The organism is Acidocella sp. MX-AZ02, assembly GCF_000306035.1.
Classification (GTDB): Bacteria; Pseudomonadota; Alphaproteobacteria; order Acetobacterales; family Acetobacteraceae; genus Acidocella; species Acidocella facilis.
Map to the genome: position 1 here is coordinate 581,948 of NZ_JH976208.1, position 15,096 is coordinate 597,043.

A 15,096-nucleotide genomic window follows, 5' to 3' on the forward strand; every position below is an offset into this window, starting at 1 on the left:
TACGTAGAGCGGGGAGGCCTGGGCGTATGCACCTGCGTTGCCAACACCCCAAACGTTTTTGCGGCCCTTTTTTGAAAAAAGGGCCGCCTCCCAAAAACTTTTGAACCCTACATCCACCCCATCAAAATCGCCGCCGCCACTGCCAACCCCACATCCCGGTTCAGCTTGAACAGCGCCAGGCACCGCGCCGGATTATCAATATCCAGCCTGATAATCTGCCAGGCCAGCAGCGCGCCAGGCACCACCATCAGCCAATAGCCCCAGGGGTGCAGCGAAAAGCCGGACATCGCGATCAGCAGCATCAGAAACGCCAGCGCGTAGAGAATGCACAGCGCCTCGCGGGTACGCGTGCCGAACAGCCGCGCGGTGGATTTCACCCCGATCAGCGTATCATCCTCGCGGTCCTGATGCGCATAGATCGTGTCATAGCCGATGATCCAGAAAATCGCGCCGAGATAGAGGAACAGCACCGGCCAGGTGAGATGCCCCCTTGCCGCGGCGAAACCCAACGGCGCGCCCCAGCCAAAGGTGAGCCCGAGAAAGGCCTGCGGCCACCAGGTGACGCGCTTGGCCAGCGGATACAGCACCACCAGCACCAAGGAGACCACCCCCAGCAGCTTCGCGGTATTGTTCAGCGTCAGCAATATCGCCAGCCCGATGGCGCAGAGGATCGCCAGGAAGCCCAGCGCCTGAATCGGCGTCACCATGCCCGAGGCCAGCGGGCGGCCGCGGGTGCGCTCCACCATCGCATCCATTTTGCGGTCCCAGAGATCGTTCACCACGCAGCCCGCCCCGCGCATCACCACGCTGCCGATGCCGAACAGCACGGTGAACCACAGCCCCCACCAGAAATTTTTCGCGGTCAGGCAAATCGCCCACAGCCCGGGCAGAAATAGCAGCCAGGCGCCGATCGGCCGGTCCAGCCGCGCCAGCAGCACATAGGGAAGGTAACGCTCGGGCAGACGCGCCACCCAGCCGCCGCGCCTGATATCGGTAAATCCGCTCATATCTGCTATTCAGCCCGGCATGGCCGATACGTCAATTCGTCTGCATGTTCCCGATCTCCCCGGCGCCGGCGAGGGCTTTGCCGTCTCCGATGGCCAGGCCCATTATCTCGCCAATGTCATGCGGCTGGGCGAGGGCGATACAATACGGGTTTTTAATGGCCAGGCCGGGGAATGGCGCGCCCGCATCGCCAAAATCTCCCGCAAGGCCGCGATTCTGGAGCCCACCCAGCAGACCCGGGTTCCGGCGCCGGAGCCCGATGCCTGGCTCTGCTTTGCCTTGCTGAAACGACAGAAAACCGATCTGGTGGTGGAAAAAGCCACCGAGCTCGGCGTCTCCGTGATCCAGCCGATCATCACCGCCCGCACCAATGCGGACCATGTGAATCTCGAACGCCTGCGCGCCATCGCCACCGAGGCGGCGGAGCAATGCGAGCGCCTGCATGTCCCCGAAATCCGCGCGCCGCTGCCGGTGATGAAGCTGATGGCGGCCTGGCCGGCGCAGCGCCCGCTTTGCATCGCCGATGAGCGGCGCGACGCTGCCCTGCTTGGCCCAGCCTCCGGCCCCAGCGCCTTGATGGTCGGTCCGGAGGGGGGCTTTACCGATCAGGAGCTTGAAGCTATCGCGCGAACACCCATCATTACACGCGTGTCATTGGGCAGCCGCATCCTGCGGGCCGAAACCGCCGCCATCGCCGGGCTGGCGCTGCAACTCGCAGCCCAGCCCTGAGACAGCGCCCGGCATCGCGCCTGAAACACAGAGTTTGAAGGAAGAGAGACTTGTCAAATCCCGGTGACGCTGACGCGCGTGTGGTTGAAAGCGTCAAGGATCTGGCGGCCTATCTGGACTCCGGCGCGAAGCCGGCCGCCCAGTACAGCATCGGCACCGAGCATGAGGCCTTCGGCTTCCGCGCCGCTGATTTCACCCCGCCCGCCTATGAGGGGGCGGATGGCATCGGCGCATTGCTGCGCGCCGTGCAGGCGCGCGACGGCTGGGCGCCGATCCTCGATCATGGCAACATCATCGGGCTGAAAGGGGCGGGCGGCGCCTCGATCTCGCTGGAACCGGGCGGGCAGTTCGAGCTCTCCGGCGGCACGCTGGCGGATCTGCACGCCACCAAGGCGGAGCTGGATGCGCATGTCGCCCGGCTGCGCGCCGTCACCCCGGCGCTGGGGCTGGGCTTCGCGCCTTTGGGCTTCCACCCCACCGCCACCCGCGCCGCCATGCCCTGGATGCCCAAGGGCCGCTACAAGATCATGCGCGGCTACATGCCCAAGGTCGGCACGCGCGGGCTGGACATGATGCTGCGCACCTGCACCGTGCAGGTGAATCTGGATTTCACCTCCGAGGCGGACATGGTGGCGAAGATGCGCGTCGGCGCTGCCCTGCAGCCGCTCGCCACCGCCCTGTTCGCCAACTCGCCCTTCTATGAGGGCAAGCCCAACGGCCTGCTCTCCAACCGCGCCAATGTCTGGACCGATACCGACAATGCCCGCTCCGGCATCCCGGCGGTGATCTTCGAGGACGGGTTCGGCTTCGAGGCCTATGCCAACTGGCTGCTCGATGTGCCGATGTATTTCGTCTATCGCGACGGCGGCTATCACGACGTCGCCGGCGCCTCCTTCCGCGATTTCATGGCGGGCAGGCTGGCCGGGCTGGAGGGCGAACGCGCCACCATCGGCGATTTCGCGGACCATTCCACCACCGCCTTCCCGGATGTGCGGCTGAAGAAATATATCGAAACCCGGGGCGCTGATTCCGGCCGCCCGGAGATGATGCTGGCGCAATCCGCCCTTTGGACCGGGCTGTTCTACGACGCGGCGGCGCTGGCCGCCGCCCAGGCGCTGATCAAAACCTGGCGCCATGCGGACATATTGGCCCTGCGTGCCGCTGTGCCGGTCAGCGGCATCAACACGCCCTTCGGGAAAGGCAGCCTGCGGGATCTGGCGAAAGAGGTCGTCGCCATCGCCGCCCAGGGCCTCAAGGCCCGCGCCCGGGGCAACGCCGCCGGGGCGGATGAAAGCCTCTACCTGGCCCCGCTGCAGGAGATCGCCAACGGCGCGCCCACCCAGGCGGAGCACTGGCTGGCCCGCTATCACGGCGCCTGGAACGGCGACATCACCCGCATCTTCACCGAGGCGGCCTTCTAAGCGCGGGCCATCATGCCGCCCCTTTGGTTCATCGTCTCGGTCTTCGCCAATTTGTTGGCGATTGTGATCGACATATTGGTGGTGCATCGGCAGATCCTGCCGCAAGGCTGGATCGGTCCTGGCGATTTCCACATTTTCCGCGATGGTGCCCGCGCCGTGCTGGCACATTCAAACGCCGTCGGGGAATTGCAATACCCCCCGCCCTTTCTGTTGCTGGCGACACCGTTCGCGTTGCTCCCGGCAAATCCCGGCACTCTGCTATGGGACGCGGCGGGACTTTTGACGCTGGTGCTCTGCGGTCTGCGGGCCGGGCTGCGTCCTGGGCTGCTTCTGCTCGGCTGCGTGTCTCCGCCCGTGCTTTATTGCCTGGCCATGGGCGAGACCGGGCTGTTCATTTCCTAGGCCCTGCTGCTGGCCTTGTGCCTGCTGGAGGAGGCGCCGATCCTGGCCGGGATCGCCGCCGGCTGTGTCGTCGTCAAGCCGCAATTTGCCCTGCTGCTACCGGTCTGTTTCATTGCCGCGCGGCAATGGCGCGGCGTCGCCGCGGCCGCGATCACGGCCGGCCTTCTTTGCCTGCTGCCAATGCTTATATTCGGCCCCTGGGTGTGGCGGTTGTTTTTCAGCATCGAGCTGCATACCGCCTTGAACGATGCCGCCGCCCCCTCGGCCCTGCAGCAGCATATGATGGTGACGCCCTATGTGTTCTTCCGTACGCTGGGGATGCCGGATCGCCTTTCCGGGCTTTGCCAGCTGCTGGTGAGCATCGGCGCCGGGGTGGCGTGCTGGCGGGTCTGGTCCGGCGCCGGGGCCGGGCGGTTCGGCCTAGCCGGACGCGCGGCGGTGACAACCTGCCTGATCTTCCTGGCCACCTCCTTCGGCTATATCTACGACATGTCGGTGCTGGCGCTGGCGCTGCTGCGCTACGCGGCGGCGCGCGGCTGGCGCTGGCAGGCGGCGATCATGCTGTTCTGGGGCTTCACCGGCCTTTACGGCTTCATCTCGACCTTCGCCTGGCCGGCCGGCGCGGGGCTGGTGCTGCTGCTTGTCCTCATCATCTGGCCAAGCCAAAAAAACCCGCCTGAAGGCGGGTTTTTTTCGTAAAGTGCCGGGCGTTACGGGCTCTTGCTGCTCGCCACTTCCGGATGGCTGCCGCTGGCGGTCTTCGCCTTCACCTTTTCCACCGGCTTCTTGTGGCTCACGCTCTTGGCCTTGTGCTCGGTTTTCACCGGGGCGGGAGGCGCGGCCGGGACGGCGGCGCTGGCAACCTGCGTGGTAGCGCCGGGCGGCGCGTCAGTGACGAAGCTGTCGAGCTGGTCTGGCGTCTTCATTGCCAGCACGGCGTTATATTCGGCCTGGTTGTTCAGGCAGAAAATCTGCCCCTGGGCGATGCCGGCGACCGACTGGTTGTTGGCCAGCAGGGTGATGAAGCTGTCTTCCATCTTCTGGCCGCTATAGGGGCCGCTCGCCTTGTGGAAATAGGCATCCATCTCATGCTGGGCGTCGAGCACATGCGGCTGGAAGCTGTGCATGAAGGCGTCATATTTGTCGCGCTGGTCGCAGGAGAGGGCGGCGACCATCAAGGCGGATTTCAACGCCACCACGTTGAAGGCCTGCTGGATCTTCTCCTGCTCGGCCGGGGTGAACTTGATCTTCGGCGAAACCGGCGGCGGCACCGCCACGGCGACGGCATAAATATGCCCGACCGGCGTGGCGGCGGCCTGCGGCGCCGTCACCGGCGCCGGGCGATGGCAGGCGGTGAGAAGCAGCGCCGCGGCGCCCATGCCGAACGCGATCTTGCCATACGCCGTGGCCTTGCGTGAACTGTGCAAAGTGAAAATCCTCAACCTGTCGAAGCCTTGAAACCGGCCCCCATCTTACAGGTGCCGGCAGGCGCGGCCAAGCCGCTCAGGCCAAGAAAGATCTACGCCAACCCCTTCATAATAAAACATTTGCTCAAAGGCGAGCAAAAAGTAATGAAGGGGCGGGCCGAGGGCTTAGAGTTTTGCCACGCGCAGCGCGTTGGTGGTCCCCGCCTGGCCGAACGGCACGCCGGCAACCACGACGATCTCGTCGCCCTTGCTGGCAAACCCCTCCACCCGGGCGATTTTCTGTGCATGTTCAACGGCTTGGGTCATTGAATGGGCGGCTTCGGCGCGCACCGCATGTACCCCCCACACCGCCGCCAGACGGCGCGAAACCGCCTCGTTCACGGTCAGCCCGATCACCGGGCAGTCCGGCTTCTCGCGCGCCACGCGCAGCGCCGTGGAGCCCGATTCGGTCAGCGCCACGATCGCCTTGGCATTGATGGTATGCGCCACCTGCACGGCGGCGGCGGCGATGGCGTCGGCGGAGTTCTTCTCCGGCTGCGGCCGCTTGGCATCCAGCCCGCCGCGCCAATCCTCGTCGCGCTCCACCCGGGCGATGATGCGGTCCATCATGTTCACCGCCTCGCGCGGGAACTGGCCGGCGGCACTCTCGGCCGAGAGCATCACCGCATCGGCGCCATCGAACACGGCGGTCGCCACGTCCGAAGCCTCGGCGCGGGTCGGGGCGGGGGCGGTGATCATGCTCTCCAGCATCTGGGTCGCCACCACCACCGGCAGGCCCCGCTGCTGGGCGGCGCGGATGATGCGCTTCTGCGCGATCGGCACTTCTTCCGGCGGCAGCTCGACGCCCAGATCCCCGCGCGCCACCATCACCGCCTGCGCCTCGGCCATGATGCCGTCCAGATTATCCAGCGCCTGCGGCTTCTCCAGCTTGGCCATCACCAGCGCCCGCCCGGCGGCGATGCGCTTGGCCTCGATCACGTCTTCCGGCCGCTGCACGAAGGAGAGGCCGATATAATCGATGCCCAGCGGCAGGGCGAAATCCAAATCGGCGCGGTCCTTCTCGGTCAAAGCCGGGATCGGCAGCACCACATCCGGCACGTTCACGCCCTTGCGGTCGGAGAGCACGCCGCCCACCACCACTTCGGTCAGCAGATGATCATCGCGCTTGCGCAGCACTTTCAGCCGCAATTTGCCGTCATCGAGCAGCAGCGTCGCGCCGATCTCGGCGGCGGCGATGATCTCGGGGTGCGGCAGGCAGACCCGGCGCGTATCGCCAGGGGCGCGGTTCATATCCAGGGTGAATTGCGCCCCGGTCTGCAGCTGCACCCGGCCGGACTGGAAGCTGCCCACCCGCAGCTTCGGCCCCTGCACATCCGCCAGAATGCCGATCGGCCGGCCGGTGCGCTTCTCGGCGGCACGGATCATCTCGATGCGCTGGGCGTGGTCCGCATGCGCGCCATGGGAGAAATTCAGGCGGAATACATCCGCCCCGGCCTGGAAGAGCTGCAGGATCATCTCCGGGGTGGAGCTGGCCGGCCCCAGCGTGGCGATGACCTTGGTGCGGCGGTGGCGGCGCAGACGTTCCATGCGAAAACCTCGGTTTGTTGTTTAAAATCGGTTTGTGGAGAGCGGCAGCGCCATATTGCGCCCGGCCCGCGCCTGCGGCAGGCTGGCGCCCGGGCCAGGGGCGACCCCTGTGCTGCCCGACCGGTAATTTTTAAGGTCGTTGAAATAGGCGTTTTCCACGCCGCGACTATGAGCGGGAGCAGAAACTTGAGCAACCCCTTGATGGATAGCGCTACCCAGGAGCGGCTGGAGGCGGCCGCCTTTCGCGCTTTGGTGGCGCATTTGCGGGCACGCCCCGACGTGCAGAATATCGATCTGATGAATCTGGCCGGCTTCTGCCGCAACTGCCTCTCGCGCTGGTATCGCGAGGCGGCGCAGGCGCAGGGGATCGAGCTGAGCGATCCGCAGGCGCGCGAGATCATCTACGGGATGCCCTATAAGGAGTGGCAGGCGCTACACCAGAAACCGGCGAGCCCCGAGCAGCAGGCGGCGTTCAAGGCGGCCAATCCGGGGCATTAAGGGAAGTTTTTGAAAAAACTTCCCTTACCCTCAAAAACGTTTGCGACTGGACGCGGGCCGTTCGAGACCGGTGCCACGTAAAATCTCGTTGACCTGGGGCGGCCGCTTCTTTATCCCCGCCGCCCTGACCTGGAGTGGGCTATGTCTGTATCGACCGAAGAGAAACCGACCAATATCGCCGGCGAGCGGCTGCGCAGCATCATCGAGCGCATCGAGCGTCTGGAAGAGGAGCGCAAGGCGCTGGCCAACGACATCAAGGACATCTTCTCCGAAGCCAAATCCGCCGGCTTCGACGTGAAGGTGATCCGCCAGCTGATCAAGATCCGCAAGCAGGAGCCGGCCGAGGTGGAGGAGCAGGAGACCCTGCTCGACATCTATCGCCGCGCCATCGGCATGTAAAAGACACGGGGGGCAAAGCCCCCAAAGGTGTAAAAGATACGGGGGGCAAAGCCCCCCGTTTGACCTTGGCGCCGCAACGCCTAAATCTGTTCCGTGAGATTTGAAGGAACGGAGCGGATATGAAGCAGGCACGGATCAACTGGCAGCCCGAGGGGCTCTCCGCCGGAAATGCTGCATCCCTGCCGAGCTGGGATCTGAACGATCTCTACACCTCTACCGCTGACCCGCGCCTGGCCGCCGATCTGCAGGATGTGCAGCAGCGCGCCGAGGCTTTTACCGCCTATCAGGGCAAGCTCGAAGCTCTCTCCGGCGCCGAACTGGCCGAGGCGATTCGCACCTATGAGGCGCTGCAGGAAATCCCCGGCCGGATCATGTCCTATGCCGGGCTGCTGTTCGCGGCGGACAGCTCGATTGCCGCTCACGGTCAGTTCTACCAGACCATGTCCGAGAAGCTGACCGCGCTCGGCACCAAGACCCTGTTCTTCACCCTAGAGCTGAACCGCCTCTCGGACGAAGCGCTGGCGGAAAAGCTCCGCGCCCCGGAGTTGCAGCGCTACGAATCCTGGCTGCGGGATCTACGTGTGTTCCTGCCGCACCAGCGTGAGGATGTCATCGAACAACTGTTCATGGAGAAGGAGGTCACCGGCCATTCCGCCTGGACCCGGCTGTTCGACGAAACCATCGCAGCGCTGCGATTGGAGGTCCGCGGCGAGGAGCTGACTCTCTCCGCGGCGCTGAACAAGCTCTCCGACACTGACCGCGCCGTCCGCGAGGACGCCTTCAAGGCGGTCGCCAAGACGATGGCGCAGAATGAGAAATTATTCGCCCTGGTGCTCAACACCATCGCCAAGGACAAGGCGATCGACGATGACTGGCACGCTTATCCGCATCCCTGGTCCTTCCGCAACCGCGCCAACATGGTCGAGGATGAGGTGGTGGAGGCGCTGGTCGGCGCGGTGAAATCCTCCTATGGCCGGCTATCGCACCGCTATTATGCGTTGAAGGCGAAATGGCTGGGGCTGGAGAAGTTGGAGCAATGGGACCGCAACGCCCCGCTGCCGGCGGACCTGGACAAGCATATTTCCTGGCAGCAGGCGCGTGACATCGTGCTGAACGCCTATGGCGGCTTCTCCCCGGAGCTGGCCGAGACCATCAAGCCCTTCTTCGAGAAAAACTGGATCGACGCTGATCTGCGTCCGGGCAAGGCCGGCGGCGCCTTCTCGCATTCCACCGTGCCCTCGGTGCATCCGTATGTGCTGATGAATTTCCACGGCAAGGCGCGGGATGTGATGACGCTGGCGCATGAGCTGGGCCATGGCGCGCATCAGTCGCTGGCCGCCAAGCAAGGCTATCTGCTCGCCGGCACGCCGCTGACCCTGGCCGAGACCGCCAGCGTGTTCGGCGAGATGCTGACCTTCCGCTCATTGCTGGATGCCGAGACCGATCCGGCCCGCCGGCGCATCATGCTGGCGCAGAAGGTGGAGGACATGCTCAACACCGTGGTGAGGCAGATCGCCTTCCACGAATTCGAGGTCGCCTTCCATACCGAACGCGCCCAGGGCGAGATCCTGCCCGAGCGCATTGCCGAGATCTGGCTGGACGTGCAGACCAGGAGCCTTGGGCTGGCCTTCAATTTCACCGAGGATTACAAGGTCTTCTGGGCCTATATCTCGCATTTCTTCCACTCCCCCTTCTATGTCTATGCCTATGCTTTCGGGGATTGCCTGGTGAATGCGCTCTATGCGGTTTACCAGGAGAGCCCGGATAAGGCGGGCTTCGCGGCGAAATATCGCGACATGCTGGCCGCCGGCGGCACCAAGCGGCATAAGGCGCTGCTGGCCCCGTTCGGGCTGGACGCCTCCGACCCGGCTTTCTGGAACAAGGGTTTGGACGTGATCTCAGGCTTTATCGACGAGCTGGAAAACGCATGAGCGATCGCAAGGACGGCAATTTTTTCGGCGAGATGCGGCGTATGGCCCGCACCTCGGGGGCGGTGGGCGGCATTGCCGCGCGCATCGCCGGCGAGCGGGTCTTCGGCATCAAGACCGACCAGGCCAAGCATGCCGAGGATTTGAAGGCGCTGCTCGGGGGGCTGAAGGGCCCGATGATGAAGGTGGCGCAGTTCCTCTCCACCGTGCCGGACGCGCTGCCCCCGGAATATGCCAAGCAGCTGGCGGAATTGCAGGCCAACGCCCCGCCGATGGGCTGGCCCTTCGTGCGCCGGCGCATGTCCGGCGAGATGGGGCCGGATTGGGAGGGCAAGTTCCAGAGCTTCACCCGCGAGGCGGTGGCCGCCGCCAGCCTGGGGCAGGTGCACCGCGCGGTGCTGCCGGATGGCCGGGACGTGGCGGTGAAGCTGCAATATCCTGACATGCCCAGCGTCATCGAGGCGGATCTGCGCCAGGTGAAGATGGCCATGGCCGTTTACCGGCGCATGGATAACGCGATCATCCAGGACGATATCTTCGTCGAGCTCTCCGAGCGCTTCCGCGAGGAGCTGGATTATCAGCGCGAGGCCGCGCAGATCCGGCTCTACCGGCTGATGCTGGCGGATGTGCCGGATGTGAATGTGCCGGAGCCGGTGGAGGGCTATACCACCACCCGGATGCTGACCATGACCTGGCTGAAAGGCCAGGGCTTCCGGGACTGGATGGCGGCCAACCCGAGCCAGGAGGCGCGCAACGCCCTGGCCACGGCCTTGTTCCGGGCCTGGTATATCCCGTTCTATCGCTATGGCGTGATCCATGGCGATCCGCATCTGGGCAATTACCAGGTCAGCGAGAGCGGCGGGCTCAATCTGCTGGATTATGGCTCCATCCGCGTGTTTCCGCCGAAATTCGTCAGCGGCGTGCTGGAGCTCTACAATGCCGTGCGCGAGGCTGACGAGGCCCGCGCCCGCCACGCCTATGACATCTGGGGCTTCAAGGGCATCACCGACGAGCAGGTGGCGGTGCTGAATGAGTGGGCGAAATTCCTCTACCAGCCGCTGATCGAGGACCGGGTGCGGCCGATCCAGGTCGGCCAGGGTACGGAATTTGGCCGCGAGGTGGCGCAGAAGGTGCATGCGGGCTTGCAGCGCACCGGCGGGGTGCGCCCGCCGCGCGAATTCGTGCTGATGGACCGCTCCGCCATCGGGCTGGGGGCGGTGTTCATGCGCCTCGGCGCGGAGTTGAACTGGTGCCGGCTATTCCAGGAGACGGTGGCCGGGTTCGACGAGGCCGAGCTGGCGGCGCGCCAGGCGGATGCCTTGAAGATTGCCGGGGTGCCGGAGGCCAAGTAAACCTCAACCCCTCAGCAAGGCGGACCCACCCATGGCGATTCTCAAACGCGGCCTGCGGTCCGGGCTTCTCGCCCGGGCCTATCGGAAGCTGCTGCACTCGATCTATGTGAACGATCTCTGGCTGGATCTGCGCCTGCACGCCAAGCGCGAGGCGGTTGAGTATGTGATCGCGCATATGCCAGAGGCGATGGTGCTGGCGGACCGCTACGAGCTGGCGCGCTTTGCCCTCGGCCGCGCCCCCCAGGAGGGGCTGGTGCTGGAATTCGGCGTCGCCGGTGGGGCCAGCTTGCGCAATCTGGCGGGCCAGACGCCGCGCGAGGTGCATGGGTTCGACAGTTTCGGCGGGCTGCCGGAGGATTGGGCCGGCACCAGGGAAGGGGCCGGCGCCTTCACCCAGAAGGGCAAGCTGCCCAAGGTTCCCGCCAATGCCAGGCTGCATCCGGGCTGGTTCGACCAGACGCTGCCGCCCTTCCTCGCCGCCCATGCCGGAGATGTTGCGTTTTTGCACGTTGACTGTGACATCTATACCAGCACGGTGACGATTTTTTCCGCCCTGGCGGGGCGGATCGTGCCGGGGACGGTCATTCTGTTTGATGAATATTTCAATTATCCCGGCTGGCGCGGGCATGAATATAAGGCCTTCCAGGAATTCATCGCGCAATCCGGCCTGACCTATGAATATATAGGTGTTTCCGCTGAAAAGGGGCATGTGGCGGTGCGCCTGGGCGCGGCGGGCAGCCTGCCGGAGCCGCGGGCGGGCGCGGCGCTCGCGCGTCCATAAAACTAAACAAACCGGAAAACGCGGCCTGGTCCCGAGGGTTGTGCCGACGCGCCAGGCGGGGCCGCGCGGCGGGCGCGGGCTTGTAATATCCAGCGCCTTAACACAAGGTAACAGAAAATTTTCAAGCGTTTGAGGACCAGGGTATGCGGTTAGCGGTTTTGAAGGAGCGTCGTGCGGGGGAACTCCGCGTGGCGGCCACGCCTGACACGGTGAAGAAACTGATCGGGCTGGGCCTGACGGTGGCGATCGAGACCGGGGCGGGGATCGCGGCGGCGATTCCGGATGCGGAATTCATCGCGGCGGGCGCCGAGATTGTGCCGGATGCGGCCGCCGCGCTGGCGGGTGCTGGGATTCTCTTCGCCGTCGCCGCGCCGGACGAGGCGGTGCGGGCATTGATCCCGCCGGGGACGCTGCTGATCGCAACCCTCGGCGCGGCCTCGGATGCCACGCTGGCGCCGGCTCTGGCGGCCGCGCGGATCGACGCGGTGGGGCTGGAGCTGCTGCCGCGCATCACCCGCGCGCAGAGCATGGATGTGCTCTCCTCCCAGGCCAACCTTTCCGGCTACCGCGCCGTGATCGAGGGGGCCTATGAATTCTCCCGCGGCTTTCCGCTGATGATGACCGCCGCCGGCACTGTCGCGCCGGCGCGCGTGTTTGTGATCGGCGCCGGTGTGGCGGGGTTGCAGGCGATCGCCACCGCGCGGCGCCTCGGCGGCGTGGTCTCGGGCACGGATGTGCGCCCGGCGGCCAAGGAAGAGATCAAATCCCTCGGCGCCAGCTATATCGGCGTGGATGACGAGGAATCCGCCAAGCAGACCGGGCCCTATGCCGGGCAGATGTCGGATGAGTTCCGCAAGAAACAGGCGGAGCTGATGGCCAGCACCGTGGCCAAGAACGACATCGTGATCTGCACCGCCTTGGTGCAGGGCCGCAAGGCGCCGGTCATCGTCACCTCGGAGATGGTGGCTTCGATGAAGCCTGGCTCGATCATCGTCGATCTGGCGGCCGAGGCCGGCGGCAATTGCGCCGAGACGGTGCCGGGCGAGACCATCACCACGCCGAACGGGGTGAAGATCATCGGCCACAAGAACTGGCCCTCGCGGATCGCGGTGGCGTCCAGCCAGCTTTATGCCCGCAATCTGCTCACCTTCCTCACCAATTTCTGGGACAAGGACGCCAAGGCGCCGAACCTGAAGCCGGAGGATGATCTGATCAAGGGCGCGTTGGTGACCAAGGGCGGCGAGATCGTCCATCCCAACTTCAAGCCCGCCGTTTAATTCGCAGGGAGGCTTCATCATCATGACACCCGCAGACTTGGCCGCCCAGGCGGCGGACCTCGCCCATCAGGCCTCGATCCTGGCGCAGAACGCCGCCGGGGTTGCCGCCGTTGCGGCCCAGCACGCGCCGCCGGCGGCGCCCTTCGTGTTCCTGTTCAGCATTTTCGTGATGGCCGTGTTTGTCGGCTATTACGTGGTCTGGTCGGTCACCCCGGCGCTGCACTCGCCTTTGATGGCGGTGACCAACGCGATCTCCTCCGTCATCATCGTCGGCGCAATGCTGGCCACCGGGCTGCATGGCTCGATGGTGGCGCATGTGTTCGGCTTCCTGGCGGTGGTGCTGGTCAGCGTCAATATTTTCGGCGGCTTCGCGGTCACCAACCGCATGCTGGCCATGTTCAAGAAGAAGTAACGCCCGATGAACCAGTCTCTCACCTCGTTTGCGTATCTCGTCGCGGCGGTTCTGTTCATCCTGGCGCTGCGCGGCCTTTCGCATCCCACCACCTCGCGCCAGGGCAACCGCTTCGGCATGATCGGCATGGTCATCGCCATCCTCGCCACCTTCCTGCATGGCGGGATGGATTGGGGCTGGGCGCTGACCATCATCCTGGGCATCGCCATCGGCGGTGGCATCGGGCTGGTGGTGGCGCAGAAGATCAAGATGACGGCGCTGCCGCAGCTGGTCGCGGCCTTCCACTCGCTGGTGGGTCTGGCCGCCGTGTTCGTCGCCACCTCGGCGCTGAACGCGCCGCAGAGCTTTGGCATCGGCACGCCGCACAATATCCATACCGAGAGCCTGATCGAAATGTCGATCGGCCTGGCCATCGGCGCGATCACCTTCACCGGCTCGCTGATCGCCTTCGCCAAGCTGCAGGCCTTGATGAAGGGCACGCCGATCACCTTCCCGGGCCAGCATAAGCTGAATGGCGGGCTGGGCGTGCTGATCGTGCTGCTGATCATCGCCTTCGTCGCTTCCGGCGGCAGCACCGTGCTGTTCTCGCTGATCGCCCTGGTGGCGCTGGCGCTGGGCTTCCTGCTGATCATCCCGATCGGCGGGGCGGACATGCCGGTCGTCGTCTCGATGCTGAATTCCTATTCCGGCTGGGCGGCGTCGGGCATCGGCTTTACCATCGGCAATTTGGCGCTGATCATCACCGGCGCGCTTGTTGGTTCCTCGGGTGCGATTCTGTCCTACATCATGTGCAAGGGCATGAACCGCTCGATCATCAACGTGATTGCCGGCGGCTTCGGCAATTCCGGCGATGCCGGGGCGGTTGCCGGCGCTTCCAACGGCGACAAGGCGGTGAAGCATGGCTCCGCCGACGATGCGGCCTTCATCATGAAGAATGCCTCCAAGGTGATCGTGGTGCCGGGCTATGGCATGGCGGTGGCGCAGGCCCAGCACGCGCTGCGCGAGATGGCAGACACGCTGAAGAAGGAAGGGGTGGAAGTGAAATACGCCATCCATCCGGTGGCGGGGCGTATGCCCGGGCACATGAACGTGCTGCTGGCGGAAGCCAATGTGCCGTATGACGAGGTGTTCGAGCTGGAGCAGATCAACAACGAATTCGCCACCGCGGATGTCGTCTATGTGATCGGCGCCAACGACGTCACCAACCCGGCCGCGAAGACCAACCCGGCCAGCCCGATCTTCGGCATGCCGATCCTGGAAGTCGACAAGGCCAAGACCGTGCTGTTCGTGAAGCGCTCGATGGCGTCCGGCTATGCCGGCGTGGAGAATGAGCTGTTCTTCAAGGACAACACGATGATGCTGTTCGGCGATGCGAAGAAGATGACCGAAGAGATCGTGCAGGCGCTCAATCACTAGAGCAATATGTGTTTAGGTTGACGCGGGAGCGTCAAGATAAACACATAAAATTGCTCGCAAAGACAAAAGTTAGAGCATCAAGCTAAAAGCTTGATGCTCTAAGACTGGGTGCCAGAAAGAAAAACCCCAGGGCCTGAGGCTCTGGGGTTTTTGCGGACCAGGCCGGGACGCTTATTCAGCGGGCAGGGTGGCCGGCTTGCGGTGGAAGATCTTCGCGAAGAGGGTCTTCACGGCGCGGGCGATTTCCTGCGCGATGATCTGATTGCCTTCGGCGGCGGCGATCATGCCTTCGCCCATCGTCTCAAAGCTGCTCTTAAAGCTCATTGTTAAGCTCCTTCAAATGAGGGCAGTTGCCCAGGGTTGAAGGACGGCCTCCAGCTAAACCTTGATCCCCTTATCCTCCCGGCTTCTGCTGCACTGCAACAAACGGCTTTGCATGGCAGTTTTGTCGGAATGGAAGGG

At 64.6% G+C, this 15,096-nt stretch carries 14 protein-coding genes and 1 pseudogene; 11 read left to right on the forward strand and 4 right to left on the reverse strand.

The genetic code is table 11. The features are described 5' to 3' along the window. Positions 1 to 107: 107 nt before the first annotated feature. A complete protein-coding gene (ubiA, locus tag MXAZACID_RS11035) occupies positions 108 to 1,007 on the reverse strand; it encodes a 4-hydroxybenzoate octaprenyltransferase (protein ID WP_008494429.1) in 900 nt (299 codons plus the stop codon). 19 nt (positions 1,008 to 1,026) lie between these two features. Between ubiA and MXAZACID_RS11040 the strand changes: the two genes are divergently transcribed. From MXAZACID_RS11040 to MXAZACID_RS20485, 3 genes and pseudogenes are all read left to right on the forward strand, one after another. After that, positions 1,027 to 1,734 (forward strand): 16S rRNA (uracil(1498)-N(3))-methyltransferase, encoded by a 708-nt coding sequence (locus MXAZACID_RS11040; protein WP_008494430.1) that lies wholly within the window; start codon positions 1,027 to 1,029, stop codon positions 1,732 to 1,734. Between the two features lie 50 nt (positions 1,735 to 1,784). Beyond that, the gene (locus tag MXAZACID_RS11045; RefSeq protein WP_008494431.1) at positions 1,785 to 3,155 is read left to right on the forward strand and encodes a glutamate--cysteine ligase; all 1,371 of its coding nucleotides are present in this window, start codon (positions 1,785 to 1,787) and stop codon (positions 3,153 to 3,155) included. A 12-nt stretch (positions 3,156 to 3,167) separates the two neighbouring features. Further along, positions 3,168 to 4,256: pseudogene (locus tag MXAZACID_RS20485) on the forward strand (glycosyltransferase family 87 protein). Between the two features lie 11 nt (positions 4,257 to 4,267). On the opposite strand, the gene MXAZACID_RS17855 reads toward MXAZACID_RS20485, so the two are convergent. Continuing rightward, positions 4,268 to 4,984 carry a hypothetical protein gene (locus MXAZACID_RS17855; protein WP_008494435.1) on the reverse strand — a complete coding sequence of 239 codons (717 nt, stop codon included), beginning with the start codon at positions 4,982 to 4,984 and terminating at the stop codon, positions 4,268 to 4,270. Positions 4,985 to 5,149: 165 nt separating this feature from the next. Beyond that, entirely contained in the window at positions 5,150 to 6,571 is a 1,422-nt protein-coding gene (gene pyk, locus MXAZACID_RS11060) for a pyruvate kinase (RefSeq protein WP_008494436.1), read from the reverse strand. Positions 6,572 to 6,772: 201 nt separating this feature from the next. Here pyk and MXAZACID_RS11065 point away from each other — a divergent pair, with 201 nt between their 5' ends. The 8 genes from MXAZACID_RS11065 (at position 6,773) to MXAZACID_RS11100 (ending at position 14,634) form a co-directional block, all read left to right on the forward strand. Further along, positions 6,773 to 7,069, forward strand: coding sequence for a DUF1244 domain-containing protein (locus tag MXAZACID_RS11065; RefSeq protein WP_008494437.1), 297 nt, complete (start codon positions 6,773 to 6,775; stop codon positions 7,067 to 7,069). A gap of 141 nt (positions 7,070 to 7,210) precedes the next feature. Beyond that, positions 7,211 to 7,468 carry a DUF2312 domain-containing protein gene (locus tag MXAZACID_RS11070; protein WP_008494438.1) on the forward strand — a complete coding sequence of 86 codons (258 nt, stop codon included), beginning with the start codon at positions 7,211 to 7,213 and terminating at the stop codon, positions 7,466 to 7,468. Positions 7,469 to 7,587: 119 nt separating this feature from the next. Beyond that, on the forward strand, positions 7,588 to 9,399 hold the full coding sequence (locus MXAZACID_RS11075) for a M3 family oligoendopeptidase (protein WP_008494439.1): 1,812 nt from the start codon (positions 7,588 to 7,590) through the stop codon (positions 9,397 to 9,399). Continuing rightward, positions 9,396 to 10,748, forward strand: a complete 1,353-nt coding sequence (locus MXAZACID_RS11080; RefSeq protein ID WP_008494440.1) for an AarF/ABC1/UbiB kinase family protein — start codon at positions 9,396 to 9,398, stop codon at positions 10,746 to 10,748. The genes MXAZACID_RS11075 and MXAZACID_RS11080 overlap by 4 nt, the downstream gene beginning before the upstream one ends. Before the next feature lie 31 nt (positions 10,749 to 10,779). Beyond that, positions 10,780 to 11,529 (forward strand): class I SAM-dependent methyltransferase, encoded by a 750-nt coding sequence (locus MXAZACID_RS11085; RefSeq protein ID WP_008494441.1) that lies wholly within the window; start codon positions 10,780 to 10,782, stop codon positions 11,527 to 11,529. 143 nt (positions 11,530 to 11,672) lie between these two features. After that, complete coding sequence (locus MXAZACID_RS11090) at positions 11,673 to 12,806, forward strand: Re/Si-specific NAD(P)(+) transhydrogenase subunit alpha (RefSeq protein WP_039885189.1); 1,134 nt, start codon at positions 11,673 to 11,675, stop codon at positions 12,804 to 12,806. A 22-nt stretch (positions 12,807 to 12,828) separates the two neighbouring features. Further along, positions 12,829 to 13,218: a proton-translocating transhydrogenase family protein gene (locus MXAZACID_RS11095; RefSeq protein WP_026439696.1), complete on the forward strand. Its 390-nt coding sequence runs from the start codon at positions 12,829 to 12,831 to the stop codon at positions 13,216 to 13,218. 6 nt (positions 13,219 to 13,224) lie between these two features. After that, the gene (locus MXAZACID_RS11100) at positions 13,225 to 14,634 is read left to right on the forward strand and encodes an NAD(P)(+) transhydrogenase (Re/Si-specific) subunit beta (RefSeq protein WP_008494444.1); all 1,410 of its coding nucleotides are present in this window, start codon (positions 13,225 to 13,227) and stop codon (positions 14,632 to 14,634) included. A gap of 171 nt (positions 14,635 to 14,805) precedes the next feature. Here the strand turns inward: MXAZACID_RS11100 and MXAZACID_RS19355 are convergent, their stop codons facing one another. After that, complete coding sequence (locus MXAZACID_RS19355; protein WP_155992657.1) at positions 14,806 to 14,958, reverse strand: hypothetical protein; 153 nt, start codon at positions 14,956 to 14,958, stop codon at positions 14,806 to 14,808. Positions 14,959 to 15,096: the final 138 nt, after the last annotated feature.

Excerpts from the sequence above, each read along its gene's own strand:
- ubiA (WP_008494429.1), bottom strand. The coding sequence starts at position 1,007 with ATGAGCGGATTTACCGATATCAGGCGCGGCGGCTGGGTGGCGCGTCTG.
- MXAZACID_RS11040 (WP_008494430.1), top strand. The coding sequence starts at position 1,027 with ATGGCCGATACGTCAATTCGTCTGCATGTTCCCGATCTCCCCGGCGCC.
- pyk (WP_008494436.1), bottom strand. The coding sequence starts at position 6,571 with ATGGAACGTCTGCGCCGCCACCGCCGCACCAAGGTCATCGCCACGCTG.
- MXAZACID_RS11065 (WP_008494437.1), top strand. The coding sequence starts at position 6,773 with ATGGATAGCGCTACCCAGGAGCGGCTGGAGGCGGCCGCCTTTCGCGCT.
- MXAZACID_RS11070 (WP_008494438.1), top strand. The coding sequence starts at position 7,211 with ATGTCTGTATCGACCGAAGAGAAACCGACCAATATCGCCGGCGAGCGG.
- MXAZACID_RS11075 (WP_008494439.1), top strand. The coding sequence starts at position 7,588 with ATGAAGCAGGCACGGATCAACTGGCAGCCCGAGGGGCTCTCCGCCGGA.
- MXAZACID_RS11080 (WP_008494440.1), top strand. The coding sequence starts at position 9,396 with ATGAGCGATCGCAAGGACGGCAATTTTTTCGGCGAGATGCGGCGTATG.
- MXAZACID_RS11085 (WP_008494441.1), top strand. The coding sequence starts at position 10,780 with ATGGCGATTCTCAAACGCGGCCTGCGGTCCGGGCTTCTCGCCCGGGCC.
- MXAZACID_RS11090 (WP_039885189.1), top strand. The coding sequence starts at position 11,673 with ATGCGGTTAGCGGTTTTGAAGGAGCGTCGTGCGGGGGAACTCCGCGTG.
- MXAZACID_RS11095 (WP_026439696.1), top strand. The coding sequence starts at position 12,829 with ATGACACCCGCAGACTTGGCCGCCCAGGCGGCGGACCTCGCCCATCAG.
- MXAZACID_RS11100 (WP_008494444.1), top strand. The coding sequence starts at position 13,225 with ATGAACCAGTCTCTCACCTCGTTTGCGTATCTCGTCGCGGCGGTTCTG.
- MXAZACID_RS19355 (WP_155992657.1), bottom strand. The coding sequence starts at position 14,958 with ATGAGCTTTAAGAGCAGCTTTGAGACGATGGGCGAAGGCATGATCGCC.